General features: G+C 42.1%; 13 protein-coding genes. 1 reads left to right on the top strand and 12 read right to left on the bottom strand.

The genetic code is table 11. From position 1 onward, the window contains the following. Positions 1–204: 204 nt before the first annotated feature. The 9 genes from IWC72_RS09070 to IWC72_RS09030 all read right to left on the bottom strand — a co-directional run bounded on the left by IWC72_RS09070 (position 205) and on the right by IWC72_RS09030 (position 11,931). Positions 205–2,370, bottom strand: coding sequence for a xanthine dehydrogenase family protein molybdopterin-binding subunit (locus IWC72_RS09070; RefSeq protein WP_194529553.1), 2,166 nt, complete (start codon positions 2,368–2,370; stop codon positions 205–207). A gap of 3 nt (positions 2,371–2,373) precedes the next feature. Continuing rightward, the gene (locus IWC72_RS09065) at positions 2,374–2,868 is read right to left on the bottom strand and encodes a (2Fe-2S)-binding protein (protein WP_194529552.1); all 495 of its coding nucleotides are present in this window, start codon (positions 2,866–2,868) and stop codon (positions 2,374–2,376) included. 16 nt (positions 2,869–2,884) lie between these two features. Continuing rightward, positions 2,885–3,499 (bottom strand): hypothetical protein, encoded by a 615-nt coding sequence (locus IWC72_RS09060; RefSeq protein ID WP_194529551.1) that lies wholly within the window; start codon positions 3,497–3,499, stop codon positions 2,885–2,887. Positions 3,500–3,622: 123 nt separating this feature from the next. Beyond that, a complete protein-coding gene (locus IWC72_RS09055) occupies positions 3,623–5,056 on the bottom strand; it encodes a c-type cytochrome domain-containing protein (RefSeq protein ID WP_194529550.1) in 1,434 nt (477 codons plus the stop codon). Between the two features lie 3 nt (positions 5,057–5,059). Then, positions 5,060–6,523, bottom strand: coding sequence for a DUF1501 domain-containing protein (locus tag IWC72_RS09050; protein ID WP_194531124.1), 1,464 nt, complete (start codon positions 6,521–6,523; stop codon positions 5,060–5,062). A 4-nt stretch (positions 6,524–6,527) separates the two neighbouring features. Beyond that, positions 6,528–8,861 carry a PSD1 and planctomycete cytochrome C domain-containing protein gene (locus IWC72_RS09045; protein WP_194529549.1) on the bottom strand — a complete coding sequence of 778 codons (2,334 nt, stop codon included), beginning with the start codon at positions 8,859–8,861 and terminating at the stop codon, positions 6,528–6,530. Between the two features lie 197 nt (positions 8,862–9,058). Further along, positions 9,059–10,243, bottom strand: a complete 1,185-nt coding sequence (locus IWC72_RS09040; protein WP_194529548.1) for a M20 metallopeptidase family protein — start codon at positions 10,241–10,243, stop codon at positions 9,059–9,061. Between the two features lie 58 nt (positions 10,244–10,301). Beyond that, a complete protein-coding gene (locus tag IWC72_RS09035; protein ID WP_194529547.1) occupies positions 10,302–10,832 on the bottom strand; it encodes a YceI family protein in 531 nt (176 codons plus the stop codon). 37 nt (positions 10,833–10,869) lie between these two features. Next, entirely contained in the window at positions 10,870–11,931 is a 1,062-nt protein-coding gene (locus IWC72_RS09030) for a formylglycine-generating enzyme family protein (protein ID WP_226967986.1), read from the bottom strand. Positions 11,932–12,147: 216 nt separating this feature from the next. On the opposite strand from IWC72_RS09030, the gene IWC72_RS09025 reads away from it, so the two are divergent. Further along, positions 12,148–12,828 (top strand): head GIN domain-containing protein, encoded by a 681-nt coding sequence (locus IWC72_RS09025; RefSeq protein ID WP_194529546.1) that lies wholly within the window; start codon positions 12,148–12,150, stop codon positions 12,826–12,828. 5 nt (positions 12,829–12,833) lie between these two features. On the opposite strand, the gene IWC72_RS09020 is transcribed toward IWC72_RS09025, so the two are convergent. The 3 genes from IWC72_RS09020 to IWC72_RS09010 form a co-directional block, all read right to left on the bottom strand. Next, positions 12,834–13,016, bottom strand: a complete 183-nt coding sequence (locus IWC72_RS09020) for a CPXCG motif-containing cysteine-rich protein (RefSeq protein ID WP_194525880.1) — start codon at positions 13,014–13,016, stop codon at positions 12,834–12,836. Positions 13,017–13,025: 9 nt separating this feature from the next. Beyond that, positions 13,026–14,045, bottom strand: a complete 1,020-nt coding sequence (locus tag IWC72_RS09015; RefSeq protein ID WP_194529545.1) for a Gfo/Idh/MocA family protein — start codon at positions 14,043–14,045, stop codon at positions 13,026–13,028. A 105-nt stretch (positions 14,046–14,150) separates the two neighbouring features. Continuing rightward, positions 14,151–15,515, bottom strand: a complete 1,365-nt coding sequence (locus IWC72_RS09010) for a TolC family protein (RefSeq protein WP_194529544.1) — start codon at positions 15,513–15,515, stop codon at positions 14,151–14,153.

The raw sequence follows: 15,515 nt of genomic DNA, 5'->3' as shown, positions 1-15,515 counted from the left end.
TTCAGCAGTCAGTTGACGGCACTTTTTGAAGAGTTCGAAATTTTTGTTTGGAACGCAATGCTACCTTTTTTCGACATTTTGGGTATACCCTTACTACGCATCCTACCGAAACATATCGTCTAAAAATTAGCACAAACTATATATCGATTATGAAGAATTTAAAAAGGCTCCCCATTTCTTGGAAGCCTTTTTTATGCTTTAAATTTATGTCAATTTTAAGGGCATGGATTGCAGACGTTTGCCCGTTAGTCTTTTTACGGCATTGGCAATCGCCGCACCAATGGGTCCCAACGGCGGTTCGCCCACAGGGCCCGGTGTATCTTTCCCCTGAAGCAATACTACTTCTATTTCTTTGGGTGCATGTTTCATTAATGCCATTTCATAGGGGCCATAAATAGTAGGGGTCAAGGAGCCGTCCACCACTTTCATTTGCTCGAACAGTACCGCACTCATGCCCATAATTACGCAGCCTTCGCACTGCGCCCTCACCTGATCCGGATTTACAGCAAGGCCAGGGTCTAAAACTACCGTAACTTTATGGACTTTTATTTCGTTATCCGCTACGGAAACCTCAACCACATGCGCACAAGGTGTGCCGGCATCTACCGAGGCTGCAAACCCCATAGCTCTATCCGCTTTGATTTCTTCGGAATATCCCGATTTCTCACCTGCGGTACGAATCACATTTTTTAACCGATTGCCTGCTACATCATCGCCAATATGTGCCAAACGGAATTCTATGGCATTCTTTCCTGCTTTCAGCACCATCTCATCTACAAAACTTTCTATGGCAAAGGTATTGGCCAATAAACCTAAACTACGCCACCAACTGGTAGCAAAAGGCAAATCTACATGCCAATACACAGACCTAAAATTGGGTACGGCCGTATACTGAATAAACGCGCCTCTAATGGCTCCCACATCCGCACCCAAAATAGTGGGTACCACATTAGGTAGCAATGCCGAATTATTACCCACATCCCCACTCACAAAATGATGTTCAAGTCCGCTTAATAATCCCTCCTCGTTCAGACTTCCTTTTACAATATGATGGGTAGGCGGACGAAACATATCATGCTGAAATTCTTCTTCCCGACTAAACACATATTTTACAGGTTTACCCACAGCTTTGGACATCACCGCTGCCTGAACCGCGTGAGGTGTATGCAGTCGTCTTCCAAAGCCACCACCTAAATAGGTAGGAATCACATTCACCTGCTCTTCATCCCATCCCAAACGGGACGCCACTTCTTTGCGCGTAATACCAATGACCTGCGTAGAAATCATAATCGTAGCCTTCTCACCTACAACCGAAGCGACCACCCCATTGGGTTCTATCTGGGCGTGTGCACCAATGGGACTTCTAAATTCCATCTGCACAACCGCATCCCCTTCCAGAGCATCGCCCTGTTTTTGAATAATACTGGAGTTTCCGTTTCCCACCGTCATCATAGCCACTATCTCCTCTTGCTGTAAATTATCCGGGGTTTCCCAGACCACCTCAATTGCTTGTTTGGCATTTTCGGCTTCGATATAGGATTTAGCAACTACGGCAACAAAATCATCTTCCTTGACAATTTTTAGGACACCGGGCATTTTTTCGGCTTTATCCGTGGTGGCGCTGATATATTTTGCTCCTATTTTTGAAGGTCGAACTACTGCCCCAAACACCATATTTGGCATTTCGGCATCCAAACCGAACATAGGCGAGCCATAGACTTTATCCTCTAAATCTACCCGTGGCAAAGGTTTTCCAACAAAGCGATAGGTATCTCTATTTTTTAAAACAGGAGTATCCGGAATGGTCCAACTGGTTACGCCTTCTGCAATTTCCGAATAGGAAAGGCTTTTTCCATTTGCCGAAACCCTACCGTCTACTGCGGTAACTTCGGACACGGGAACCCCTAATTTCTCTGCCCCTTTAAGCTTCATCATTTCCCGAAAAGTGGCCGCCAATTCCCGTAACGGTTGCCAAAGTCCTGAAATAGACGTGCTCCCTCCCGTGCTGAACTGGTCAATATTTCCTGTATCCGTAGTGGCATGTACAACTTTTACATTCTGAAAAGGAACTTCCAGTTCATCCGCAGCCATTTGCGCCAAGCCCGTAAAAGTACCTTGCCCCATTTCTATTTTTGGTGAATGTAGAATGATTTCATTAGCCGGGCCCAACTCAAACCATAACATGGGATTGTCTGTGCTGCCTAAATACTCAATATCCATTGAATTTACCTTCTCCAAAACAGCCCTTCTGATCGGATTTCTGAACAAATAGGTTCCTACGGCCAATACGCCCACCGTACCCAAACCGCCACGTACCAAAAACTTTCGCCTTGATACTTTCTTGTTTCCTGAGGATTCTTTATCTGCCATCTTCTAAGAATTTGTGGGTTCGTTGGTTGTTTTTAAAGCACTCTGCTTTTCAGCAGCAAGGTGAATGGCTTTACGCATTCTATAATACGTTCCGCATCTACAAACGTTTATGATATTATCATCTATATCTTGGTCTGTTGGATTTGGGATTTTATCCAATAATGCGGCCGTAGCCATCATAAAACCCGGCTGGCAATAGCCGCATTGTGGCACAATTTCCTCTATCCAGGCCTGTTGTACGGGATGCGGATTTGTGGCATCTCCCAGCCCTTCAATAGTCGTGATTTTTTTCCCCTCCGCAAATTTTATGGGATAGGAACAGGACCGAACGGCTTCGCCATCTACATGGAGCGTACATGCCCCACAGGCTGCTTTTCCACAGCCAAACTTGGTGCCTTTTAGTCCCAGCATATCTCGGATAACCCACAGCAAAGGGGTATACTCATCGGTAAGTTCAACAACATGCGACTGCCCATTGACCTGCATTGAAATTTTCATAGTCGATTTTTTTCTTTTATTTGGATGGAATAATGTGTCCGTTTTCGAACCATGCTTCCACGGCTTTAATATAGTCTTCTTTAGATACCGGAGGCACTTCCCGAGGTTCCCCTTTGGCATCAACTCCTGGATGGAAAGCCCATAACACCAATTTGTCTTCGGTTAAATGATGTAGAATATCCTCGGGTGTACGGCCGCCATTACGTTCCGTATCCATCATGGAAGCTGCAATTTCAAATCTATCCAGTCCCTGCCATTGCATAGAATGCGGAGCCAATGACCAATGTGGCGCCCCAGGTACGCCGGAATACGGATTGTTTTCCGTCTGATGGCAAGTGGTGCATTTTGTGGCTTCAAAGCCGAGATTGTTTTCTCCCCTACTCATCCCAAAGTCGTGAGGGTCGCCTTCAATCCCTTGTTTGGGCACATGATCGTTCGGGTGGCAATTAACGCAACGTGGGTGCGTCAACACATCCATCATTTTATGAAATGACACATCAGAAGGAGTTTCGCTATTTTTTTTTGAAGGAGGAACAGAAACATAATCACTTTCCGAAGGGGTATACATAGATGCGAGAACTAAGCCCGCCACTAACAGAAAGAGTATGAGAATATAGGATTTTGTTTTCATAGCTAGAGGTATTTCAAGTTTACCTATAGCTCTAAAGTTACTTATTAATTCAATAAAAGTATGCTACTCCACGGATAACGCCCTTATATAGTTTAATACAGGAAGCATTTACAGTACCAACCACTATTTGGACACCGCAACCGAATCACTAGCTACAAAAAAGGCTTCAATTTCCGGGTTGATTCCGTAATTAATGGAAAGGCCAGGTTTTTCATTTTTAAAGCTTTCAAGTGCGCTTTGTGATATATCCGTTTTCCAGATATAGAGATTTTTCAAGCTTTGAGCGTTCTTAAAAACTGCTATACTTTTATCTGTGATGGAAGTTTCATACACTTTTAAAAGTCTAAGGTTTTTCAAAGTTTCCAGCTTTTTAACCTCAGCATCTGTAACAGGTGTTTTATCAATTTCCAGCCATTCCAAATTTTGACATTTTGAGACAAAGTCCATCTCTACCGTGCCTATTGGCAATCCGCTTAAATCTAGCTCCACAATATTTGCTGCTATTCGTTCTAAAGCTATAATAGGTTCTGCCGCATATTCTGGAGGTAAATACACATCTACACTCAACGCATTAGAATTCGCTGCCATTCGCTCAATGGTTAAATAATCTGATGCTAAATTTTGCAACGTACTATCCGCCACAACCGGCAATTTCTCCCATTTTGATTCCGCTTTTGGTTCCATAAGATCTTTAACAAGAACTACTAGCGGTTCACTTTTTGGTAATTGGTCAAAACGCAACGTATCCGAAGCTCCCAGTGCCACCCATCTTTCCAAAATCTCTATTTCATTTTGGGTCAACGGTGCTTTGCCTTCCGGTGGCATATGTTCTTCGTCTTCCGTGGGAAGGTGCAATCTACTGATCAGCTGACTTTTTATGGGGTCCCCAGGAATAAGCGTCTGACCGCTCTCCCCTCCTTTTAGCAACTCTTCTAAATTGGTCATGAGCAGTTCGCCCTTCTTTTTATTGGGATTGTGGCAGGACACACATTTATCATCTAAAATCGTGGTTACAACATCCGCATAAATCACAGGATTTTCTGGAATCTCTTTTTCTTTTTTAGTAGTGGGAAGTGCTAAAAACTCCTCCCCATGGGTGACCATTCCGCCATAGTGCCCCGTAACCGCTACCAAACCGACCATGACAACTTGAAGCACCTTCGTATACACCGTACCGCTCAATCCTCTATTCGCCAGAACATACCAAAGGGAAGCTACTAAGGCCAAACCTCCACCCAGCCATTGGTGCCAAAAGAGCAAATCTCCTTTTACCGGGGTTTCCTTCCCCAGAAAAAACCCGGAAATGGCAGTCACTAAAGCCGAGAGCACCGCAACTACGAGTAACTGATCTGGAACTTTTTTTCCTGTTAGCCCTAAAAACACAGCGATCAACAGAAGTACAATCGGAAAATGAAGAATCAACGGATGCCAACGCCCCAACCACGCCACAAGATTAGGCAGCTCGATATATGCATCGAAAATCAAACAAAAAATAAGAAATACGGATAGACCCAAAATGGCATAGTCTACCCAACGGTTTTTCAGAATACGGGTCATTGGTTATGCTAATAGGTCTTTGATTACATTCCCGGCAACATCGGTCAATCGGAAACGTCTTCCTTGATATTTATAGGTCATTTGCTCGTGGTCCAATCCCATGGCATGCATTAAGGTGGCATGAAAATCATGCACGTGCACCGGATTCTCAACAATATTATAACCAAACTCATCGGTCTTACCGTAATTGAGACCTGGCTTGATGCCTCCTCCAGCCATCCAAATACTGAACGCACGTGGGTGGTGATCACGACCAAAATCTTTTGGATCAAACTTACCTTGGCAGAAGTTCGTCCTTCCAAATTCACCGCCCCAAACTACCAACGTATCCTCTAACATACCCCGTTGCTTCAAATCCATCACTAACGCTGCGGAAGCTTGATCTACATCTTTCGCCTGCCCCGCCATGGCATTGGGCAAATTACCGTGTTGATCCCATCCTTGGTGGTACAGTTGTATAAAGCGAACTCCGTTTTCTGCCAATCTTCTTGCCTGTAAAGCATTTGCAGCATAAGTGCCCGGTACTTGACAATCTTCCCCGTACAACTTTACAATAGATTCCGGTTCTTTTGAAATGTCCATTACATCGGGTACGGACATTTGCATGCGGTATGCCATTTCATATTGGGCAATACGCGATTCTATTTCGTCATCACCTGTTTCCACATGATGCATTTTGTTTAATTGGGAGACTTCGTTCAGCAAGTGACGCTTGTCCGACCTTGAGATTCCATCCGGGTCATTCAGATATAAAACCGGATTCTTTCCTGAACGCAGCATAACTCCTTGGTGTTTGGAATCCAAAAACCCGCTAGACCATAATTTGGAATACAAACCTTGACTGTTGCCCTTTCCCCTAGAGGTCAAAACCACAAAAGAAGGCAGGTTTTTATTTTCACTACCCAGTCCATAACTCATCCATGACCCCATACTTGGGCGCCCGGAAATCTGACTTCCCGTTTGAAAGAAAGTAATGGCCGGGTCATGGTTGATAGCATCCGTATGCATGCTTTTTACCACGGTAATCTCATCCGCGATTTTTGCGATATGAGGAAAATAATCACTGACCCAAGCCCCACTCTGTCCATATTGCTTGAAGTTTGTGGCCGACGGCATCAACGGAAACTTATCTTGCCCCGATGTCATACCCGTTAACCGCTGTCCGTTTCTTATGGATTCGGGCAAATCTTCACCCATGCGTTTCTTCAACGTAGGTTTATAGTCAAAACTCTCAAATTGCGAGGGGCCACCCGCTTGAAAAAGATAGATAACACGTTTTGCCTTGGGAGCAAAATGAGGAATACCCAGCGGTTGCTGTGCCAAAGGTTGTGCACCTCCGCCTTTAAACAGATCAGGAATAAGCAATGACCCCAAGGCCAGGGAACCAATACCCACGCTCAATTGTGAAAAGAAATGACGCCTGTTTACTTTTAACGGATTTTCGTTGTTTTTTTCCTCCTCTTTCATAGCCTTATTCTTTTGTAATGGTTTCATCTAAGTTGTAAATAACTTGAGCGGTCAACATCAATGCCGCTGCTTTTGCAGGGTCTACGTCTATCTGTTCGTAATCGCCTTCGGCCAACAATTTCTCAGCACTCTCTAAATCGTTTGTATACTGATCAAGTGCACTGTGATAATAGGTATTCAATGTCAATAGTTCTTCTTTACGCGGACTACGAACCAAAATGCGTTTAAATAGGTCTTCGACCAACTTGGGATTATCCGGTTGTTCCTTAATACTCCGTTGTGCCAAAACTCTTGCCGCTTCCAATACCTGTACATCATTCTGCAGCACCAATGCTTGTAAGGGCGTATTGGTTTTTTGCCTTTTCACTTCCGAAAAGTCGCGGGTGGGCGCATCAAAAATGGTCATATTGGGCGGTGGTAATGTGCGCTTCCAAAATGTATACAGAGAACGACGGTATAAATCTTCGCCTTGATCGGGAATGTATTTCGTTAATATTCCCCGGTTACCACCGGCATTCGTTTCTTCCCACAGACCCGCAGGTTGGTACGGTTTTACACTGGGGCCACCCAACTCCGGATTGAGCAATCCGCTGGTAGCCAAAATATAATCTCTAATCATTTCACCACTCATTCTAAAACGAGGTGCACGTGCCAACAATTTATTTTCAGGGTCCGCTTTTTTGATTTCCGGTCGTAATTCCGATTTCTGTTGATAGGTAGCGGATTGCATTATTTTCTTCAGCAAGTACTTGGTGTCCCATTTGTGTTCCATAAAATCTACTGCCAACCAATCTAACAACCCGGGATGTGTTGGAAGGCTTCCCTGAACACCGAAATCCCCCGCGGTTTCCACTAACCCCTTACCAAATAACATAGCCCAAATACGATTGACATACACCCGTGCCGTAAGCGGATTTTTAGTATCCGTAAGCCACTGGGCAAGACCCAATCTGTTTTTAGGCAAATCATCGGAGAAAGCAAAAATAGCCTCCGGTGTTTTCGGACTCACAGAATCTGCTGGCTGATCATACTGCCCACGATTTAAGATATAAGTCGTCTTTGGTGCCGAATCGTTCATCACCATCACATTAATTTGAGGAAGACTATCCATATTAATGAACGAAAGCACATTTTCCGTTTCCTCCTTGGAAATTTTAATATAAGGTGGGTCTGCAAAATACCTTTTTTTTGCTGCTGGAGGAGCGGTCATCTGTAGTCCCTTTTCATCCACTTGGTTAAAAAAAGCGAACATCTCAAAATAATTGGCCTGAGAAATGGCATCGTATTTATGGTCATGGCACTGCGCACATTCCAAAGTAATACCCAAAATTCCCTTTCCTAGCGTATTGGTGCGATCCAGAACGTAATTGGTACGATATTCTTCTTGAACAATACCCCCTTCTTGAGTTATTGGATGATTTCGATTGAAACCCGTAGCCAAAATCTGTTCTTTGGTAGCATTGGGCAAAAGGTCTCCCGCCAATTGCCAGGTCAGAAACTCATCATAAGGTAAATTTTCGTTGAAGGCATGAATCACCCAATCACGCCACGGCCACATGGTACGGTAACTATCATCTTGATACCCATGAGAATCCGCATAACGCGCTACATCCAACCAAGATTGCGTCATACGCTCACCATAGGCGGGCAACGCTAAAAAGGTGTCTATAATTTCATTTATATCGCCTTTGGCAATTAACTTATCTACCTTTTCGGGAAGCGGAGGCAAGCCTGTTAAGTCCAGACTTATTCTGCGTATGAGTGTTTCTAGGGGTGCTTTTTCGGAAGGCGAAAGTCCCTTATCCTCTAATTTACTCAGAATGAACCCATCTATTTCATTCTGTGCCCACTCTGTATTTTCGGTTGCTGGAAGTTTATCTTTTTCCGGGGAGATATACGCCCAGTGTTTTTCGAATTTAGCACCCTGCTCTATCCATTTTTTAATGAGTTTCTTTTCATAGGAATTCAGTGCCAATTGCGAATCTACTGGGGGCATAAGAATGTCATCATTATCGGAAACGATAACCTTATACACCTCACTTTTCTTTACATTTTTAGATACAATAGGAAAGTGGCCCGGGTTTTCTTTCAGTTCAGAAAAAGCGGCTTCCTCCATATCTAACCGTAAGCCCGCCTTTCTTTTGTTCGCATCCGGACCGTGGCAGGTATAACAATTATCGGAAAGGATGGGTTTGATATGAAAATTATAATCTACCGTCTCTGGAAGTTTCATATCTGCATACGCATTCGTCTCCGTTTCGAATACTCCTTTTTTATACATAAAAAGGAAACCGATCAGACCTGCCAAAACTGCTAAAATAACTACCTTATATTTCATTTTTAAGAATCGTACATTTTACACTTCATGTGATTCCTTAAAAGTAGTAGATTGCCATAGCGTGCACAACTGAAAGAGTTGCACTTTTTAGTTATTCTTTATCATTTTTTGAATACAACAGCCTATTTTATGTGAGTTCGACACTTTTCAGCATCCAATTTCAGCAATACCGCAGAAAGAATTAATCTAAAAATAAATTATAGGGAAAGTGTTTTGATGGCAAGCCAAGCCATGAGTCCGCCTCCAATTTCCAAGGCAGATTCATCCATATTAAAAGTGGGGGTATGAAGTCCAGATTGAATATTTTTTTCAACATTGCCCACACCCAGCATATAGAAACAAGCCGGATGCTGCTGGCTGTAGTATGCGAAATCTTCCGCTGCCATCCATTGGTCTAGTTCTTCTACATTTTCTTCTCCTAAATACGCTTGTGAGTGGCTACGTAAATCCTCCGTTAGCAGCGCCTCATTTTTTAAATGTGGATACCCATGGTTGATTTTAAGTTCACAGCTCCCACCCATAGCCTCTGCCATAGTCGTAACCAATTTGGTCAGTCTTTCCAATGCCGATTTTCGCCAAGTTTCATCAAAAGTTCTAAACGTACCCTCGATGGTTACCTCGTCCGGAATTACATTTATAGCTCCGTTGGCAATTACCTTTCCAAAAGAAAGTACGGAAGGTACTTTGGGATCGGCCATACGGCTAACGAGTTGTTGCGCAGCAACAATAATATGTGAGGATATCAATACCGGATCAATCAATTTTTCGGGCATGGCGGCATGACCACCTTTTCCTTTAACAGTCAAAAAAAGTTCGTCCATACTGGCCATAAATTTCCCAGAGCGAAAACCTACTTTTCCGACTGGCATATCTGGCCGTACGTGCTGCCCAATGTGAGGAATGCGCCCCAAGTCAACATATGCTTTCTCTTGCATGACTTTAATTGCTCCACCCGGACTCAATTCTTCCGCAGGTTGAAACAATAGTTTTACACTTCCCGAGAAATCACCTTTTAACTCCAAAAGAATCTTGGCGCACAGCAAAAGGGAAGCGCTATGTGCATCATGGCCGCACGCATGCATAACCCCAGGGTTTCCCGAAGCATAGTCAATCTTATTTTCTTCAAGAATTGGTAAGGCATCAATATCTGAACGCAATAGCACCGTCTTACCGGGCTTATCTCCATTTATAGTAGCCAGAAGACCCGTTGTAGCGACCGATTCAATATCGGTCACCCCAAGTGATACTAACTGTTCTTTGAGGTATGCACAGGTATTATATTCTTGAAATGATAGTTCCGGGTTTTGATGTAAGTGCCTGCGCACTACTACAAACTCCGGCGCATAGGTTTGGGCAAGACTTTTAATTTTTTGGCTATCCATTAGAAAAAGGGTGTTAAAGTCAACCTAACTACTAAAAACCTTGGTAAAAATAGGAGGTTTACTGCTTTGAAAAAATCAAGTCGAAATTAACCGTCACTTCATCACCTACTATAATCTGACCAAACATTGCCGTAGGCGGCTCCATACCGTAATCCTGCAACGTTAATTTCTTTTGTCCTGAAATTTTAAGACCCTCGGAAACCTTTTCGATAGTTACCGGAACTTCAACAGTTTTCTCTGTTCCCGCAATGTTCAATGAGCCTACCAAAGTTGATGTATTCTTTACTTCCGTAAGCTTAAAAGTAACTTTTGGGTGTTCTTCTTTCTTGAGTGCTTCGTGCATTTTTTTATCCATTGCCGCACCACGTTCACTTTTAATATCCTCAACCGCCACCTCAAGGTTAATCTGTTTTGGCGCCTTTCCGTCGTATACCAGTGTTGCCTTTAAGGTATTGGCCGCCACTTCCCAATCGTGAACGGTAGAAGAACCTGCAATAGTCATTTTACTGGCATCTGCAAGTGTATATTCTTGTGCTTGGCTCACCAAAGTAAAGCTTACAAGAAGTACTAGAAAAACTGCTTTTTTCATTTTAATAGATTTCAAAAAATTAATATTGGAGGAATGACTATTCGTCTAGAACCGTCTGCCAGAATTTTTTCTGTTCTTCTTCGCTAGGTTGCACCTTAGGGCTCACCAATCTAAAACCAACGTAATTGGAATCTGTAAACCACCAGAAACTCTTTGGAATCTGTGGATCACGTTTTTGTTGTTTTAAACTAGATGCTGTTCTAGCCGACGAACGCAATTTATCCGCATCATCGTCCCAAGAACCACCTCTATAAGATCGCGGGTGAATCACGGCCGGTGTTACCCATGGGTTTTTCTTCTCCGTAGTGGCGTAAGCGTCTTCTTTATATTCATCTAATGTCCACTCAGCGGCGTTACCGTGCATGTCATACAAGCCCCAAGGATTTGGTTTTTTAGAACCTACCTTGGCGTATTTACTATCGGAATTTTTATAATACACGGCATACTCATCTATCTGGGCCACATCATCACCAAAACTGTAGGCGCTTTCAGTACCCGCCTTTGCCGCATACTCCCATTCCGCCTCCGTAGGCAGTCTATAAAATTTACCGGTTACGGTACTCAGCCATTTACAATATACCAATGCAGAATAGGCGGACATACTTACTGCCGGAAAACCATCTTTTCCCATACCATAGGATGGATCTTCGTATGGGGGACTAGGACGTGTAATAGCGTCTATTTTTATTACTCGGTCATCATCTAGTTTAACAAAGAGCTCTTTGTTTTGTTTGAAGAAAAGCTCGAATAAATCCCATGTCAACTCATGCTTTGCCATGTAAAAAGCATCTAGCTCCACCTCTTTTTGAGGGCCTTCATCCGCTTTTCTATTCGCTTCCGATTCTGGACTTCCCATTTTAAAAGTTCCTTCTGGCACTAACACCATATCAAAACTATTGTCAGTTTCCGGAACGGTTTCCGTATAGCCGTTTGAAGGTTCTACAGATGCTTCTGCAGGTATTTTTTCGGCTACGGTTTCCTCTGTAGTTTCAACTACAGTTTCTTTTGCCGTAGTAACGGTTTTTGAAGATTTACACGATTGAAATATTGTGCCGAAGAGGCATACAAGTAAGGTAACTTTGGTTAACTGGATTTTCATTGAAATAATGCTTTTGCTAAAAATAGTTTTTTTTATTCACAATAGACGAATTCAACCCATCTTAAACCAGCACATTCCCAACCTCTTAACAACACCTACACTTTTTGTTTAAAAAAGCCACAGACCTACTAGCAGCATTGCCTCGCAGATGGTATCGTTTCGAAAAAATCATACAAAAAACCGTATCTTTGATACGAACGCTACAAAAATTGGAAAATGAAAAAATTAGGATTTTTAGCCCTTGCTCTGTTCGTTTCTGCAGGAGTTCTGGCACAGAAAAAAAACACAAAAGACTTAGACAAATTTACAGAACTTAAGGTATATGACCGGATAATTGTGAGCCTAGTTAAAAGTAACGAGAACAAGATTGTTATTACGGGAGATGATAAAGACGAAGTTAGCATCTCTAACAAAAATGGCTTGCTCAAAATAAAAATGGAGTTTGATAACTTTCTAGATGGAAACGAGGCCAAAGCTACGTTATATTACACCGAAGACCTGATGCTTTTAGACGCTAACGAGAATGCTAAAATACGTTCTGATGAAACCGTAAAAGGTGATCGTGTGGAAATCAAGACCCAAGAAGGGGGACATATTGATTTAAAAGTGAATATCAAAGACCTTTATGCCAAGTCCATTTCCGGAGGAGAGATAACACTTACCGGTTCTGCCGTGCAGCAAGAGGTGATGGTAAATACAGGAGGTAAGGTTTATAACAAGCAACTTGATACCGAAGAAACTTCAGTTGTGGTTAACGCCGGCGGAAGAGCAGATGTAAAAGCCTCTGACAAAGTAGTAGCCAAAGTACGGGCTGGAGGGTCTATCTATATTTATGGCAACCCAAGAAGTATTGAAAAGGACAAAGTGTTTGGCGGAAAAATAAAAGAGATGGATTAAGCTTTCTACTGCTCAATATCACGAGCATTAAAAGCAATCAATTCGTTTTCTTGAAATTCAGGAGTAATTTCAATAGGATTACAGCAGACCTCACAATCTTCTACGTAGGTCTGCTTTTTTATGGATGGGTCTAAAAGCATTGAGATGTCTTCCCAACAATATGGGCATTGAAAAAAATGTTCGTACATGTTTTAATTCTATAGTTGTACTTGTTTTTTCTCTCTTGAAGATTGATAGATAGCATTTATTAACGCTACAGATTTTCTTGCCTCTGCCCCATCTACCATGGGATTACGACTCTCACGAATAGATTCTACCATATCTTGAAGTACAATTTTATGGTTTTGGTGCCCGATAGTCGTTGGGTCGGCGGCTCCGCTTCCCAGTGTTTCTGAATCTAATGTTGGCGTATTTTCTCCTTGAATATTCCAAGCAATAATCTTTCCTCCCTCCATAATAATACTTCCTTTCTCTCCGTATACCTCAACACGTTCTGGGTATCCCGGAAATAATGCTGTACCGGCCGTTATGGTACCCATTGCACCATTCGCATAATTTACCAAAGCCGCTCCCACATCTTCTCCTTCAATTTTATGAATTCTAGTTTGCACATTGGCATAGACCGAGACAGCCTCTCCCATAAGGTTCATCAATAAATCTATGGTATGAATACCTTGATTTATAAAAGCGGCTCCTCCGTCCAACTCAATAGTGCCTCGCCAATTACTTTTTGAATAATACGCTTTGGAGCGATACCAATTGATGCTGGCATTACCCATTAGTAACTTACCTAGTTTACCAGATTTCACCGCCTTTTCCACACGTTGATAATCCGGACTACATCTATTTTGAAGTACGCAGCCCAACACCACCTTCTGCTTTTTACACAAAGCGATAAGTCTATCTATTTTATGTGTAGTTACCTCAAGTGGTTTTTCGCTTAAAATATGTTTCTGAGCCTTGGCAGCAGCCTCAATCGCCTCACTATGCTTGCCACTTTCGTTGCAAACACCTACCAAATTAATTTCCGGAAGCGATAAAAAGGATTTATAATCACTGTACGCAGGTAAACCGAATTCGGATTTCACCTCTTCTACCCTATCTGCAGATTTTGTACAAAGACCAATAATCTGAACGCCATCAATTTCCGATAAACATTTTACATAGGTGTGAACAATGGAACCCGTTCCAATAATTCCGACTCCAATTTTAGACATGAGATAGTTCTTTTTACAAAAACTATACTACGAAGAAATTATAATAATGACAAAGAATACTTTACGTATGACCCTATTTTTATGCGTTCTTAAAACCGATTGCCCTTAGAAATCTACATTGAGAAGTTGTCCGGTAAGTTGTAACAATTGAAGTTCTGCCAACTTAGCATCGTACTTGGCCAAGTTTTTATTGGTTTGTGCATTCAAAAGGTTTATTTGCGCCTGACGAAACTCAATAGACGTTATCCTACCCAACTGAAATTGCTCCTTTGACCTTTCAAAGTTATTTTCGTTGGTCAATACATTCTGCTCTTGAATCTGATACACATTTAATCGGTTTACATAACTGGCCAAAGCATTTAGAATATCACGATCAACTTCTAAAGCTACCTGCTCCTGCTGTATCTCTTGATTTTCATAAGCAATTTTAGAATTCCTTACCAAGGTGGAAGTCCTACCGCCATCAAATAAATTCCATGTAAGACTAGCGCCCAAACCAAAAGTAAGACTTGTACGGTTACTACCGGGAATAACCTGACCCGGCAAAAATGAATTAGGAGCACTTTGGTTTAAGTTCCAACCATACGAACCGTTAAGACCTATTGTTGGTAAGTACCCAGAACTATTCACCTTAATATCATATTCATTTATAGCCAAATTACGCTCCGCTTGAAGTATGGTTACGTTATTTTCCTTTGCCTGGCCTATAAGCTCATCTAACTGTAACCTAGGCACAAAACGAACAATGGTATCTACCTGAAACGTTTCACTTAGGCTTTGATTTACAATTACATTTAAATCTCTCTTGGCATTGGCCAACAGTTGTTTTGTATTCAATAGGTTGATACTATCATTAGTAACATCTACTTGAGCGTTTAATATATCTAGCTTTGTATTCTGACCATATTCAAAAGCATACTCTGCCCTAGTAATACGATCTGTAGAAATTTCAAGGGCTTGCTTAAACACGTTTTCATTCTCAGTGAGTCTAGCCACTTCAAAATAAACACTGAATAATTGCAATAGCGTATTCTCTATAGTCTCCCTAGCTTGAAGTTCTGTAAGCTGATACTGCTCTTTTAACCTCTTGTAGTTGTACAACCTACCTAAACCGTCAAACAAAGTGTAATTTAGATTTAAAGCTCCATTAAAAGATTGAGACTCCGCATGGTCAATATCTAAATCTTCCCTTGGCGTACCATCTGCATTAAACTGATCCGGATATGCAGTTGTACTATTCAATTCGTTATAGTTAGCTCCTGCCGTACCCGTTAAACTTGGCAAATACCCTGAATTGAGCAACCCCTGATTATTATCGGCAATTCTCACTTGATTTCCGGCTACCTTAATTCCAAAGTTATTTTCTAGAGCTAAGCGAACCGCTTCTTCTTTTGATAGTCGTTTTTCTTGAGCAGACAATGCCACGGTAAGAAAAAGAAAGCCAAGAGCGGCTATATATTTTGTAATCAT

Origin of the sequence: Zobellia roscoffensis (assembly GCF_015330165.1) — a bacterium.
Classification (GTDB): Bacteria; Bacteroidota; Bacteroidia; order Flavobacteriales; family Flavobacteriaceae; genus Zobellia; species Zobellia roscoffensis.
Note: the sequence above shows the minus strand (reverse complement) of the source record. Positions and strands in the feature narration are given on the sequence as shown.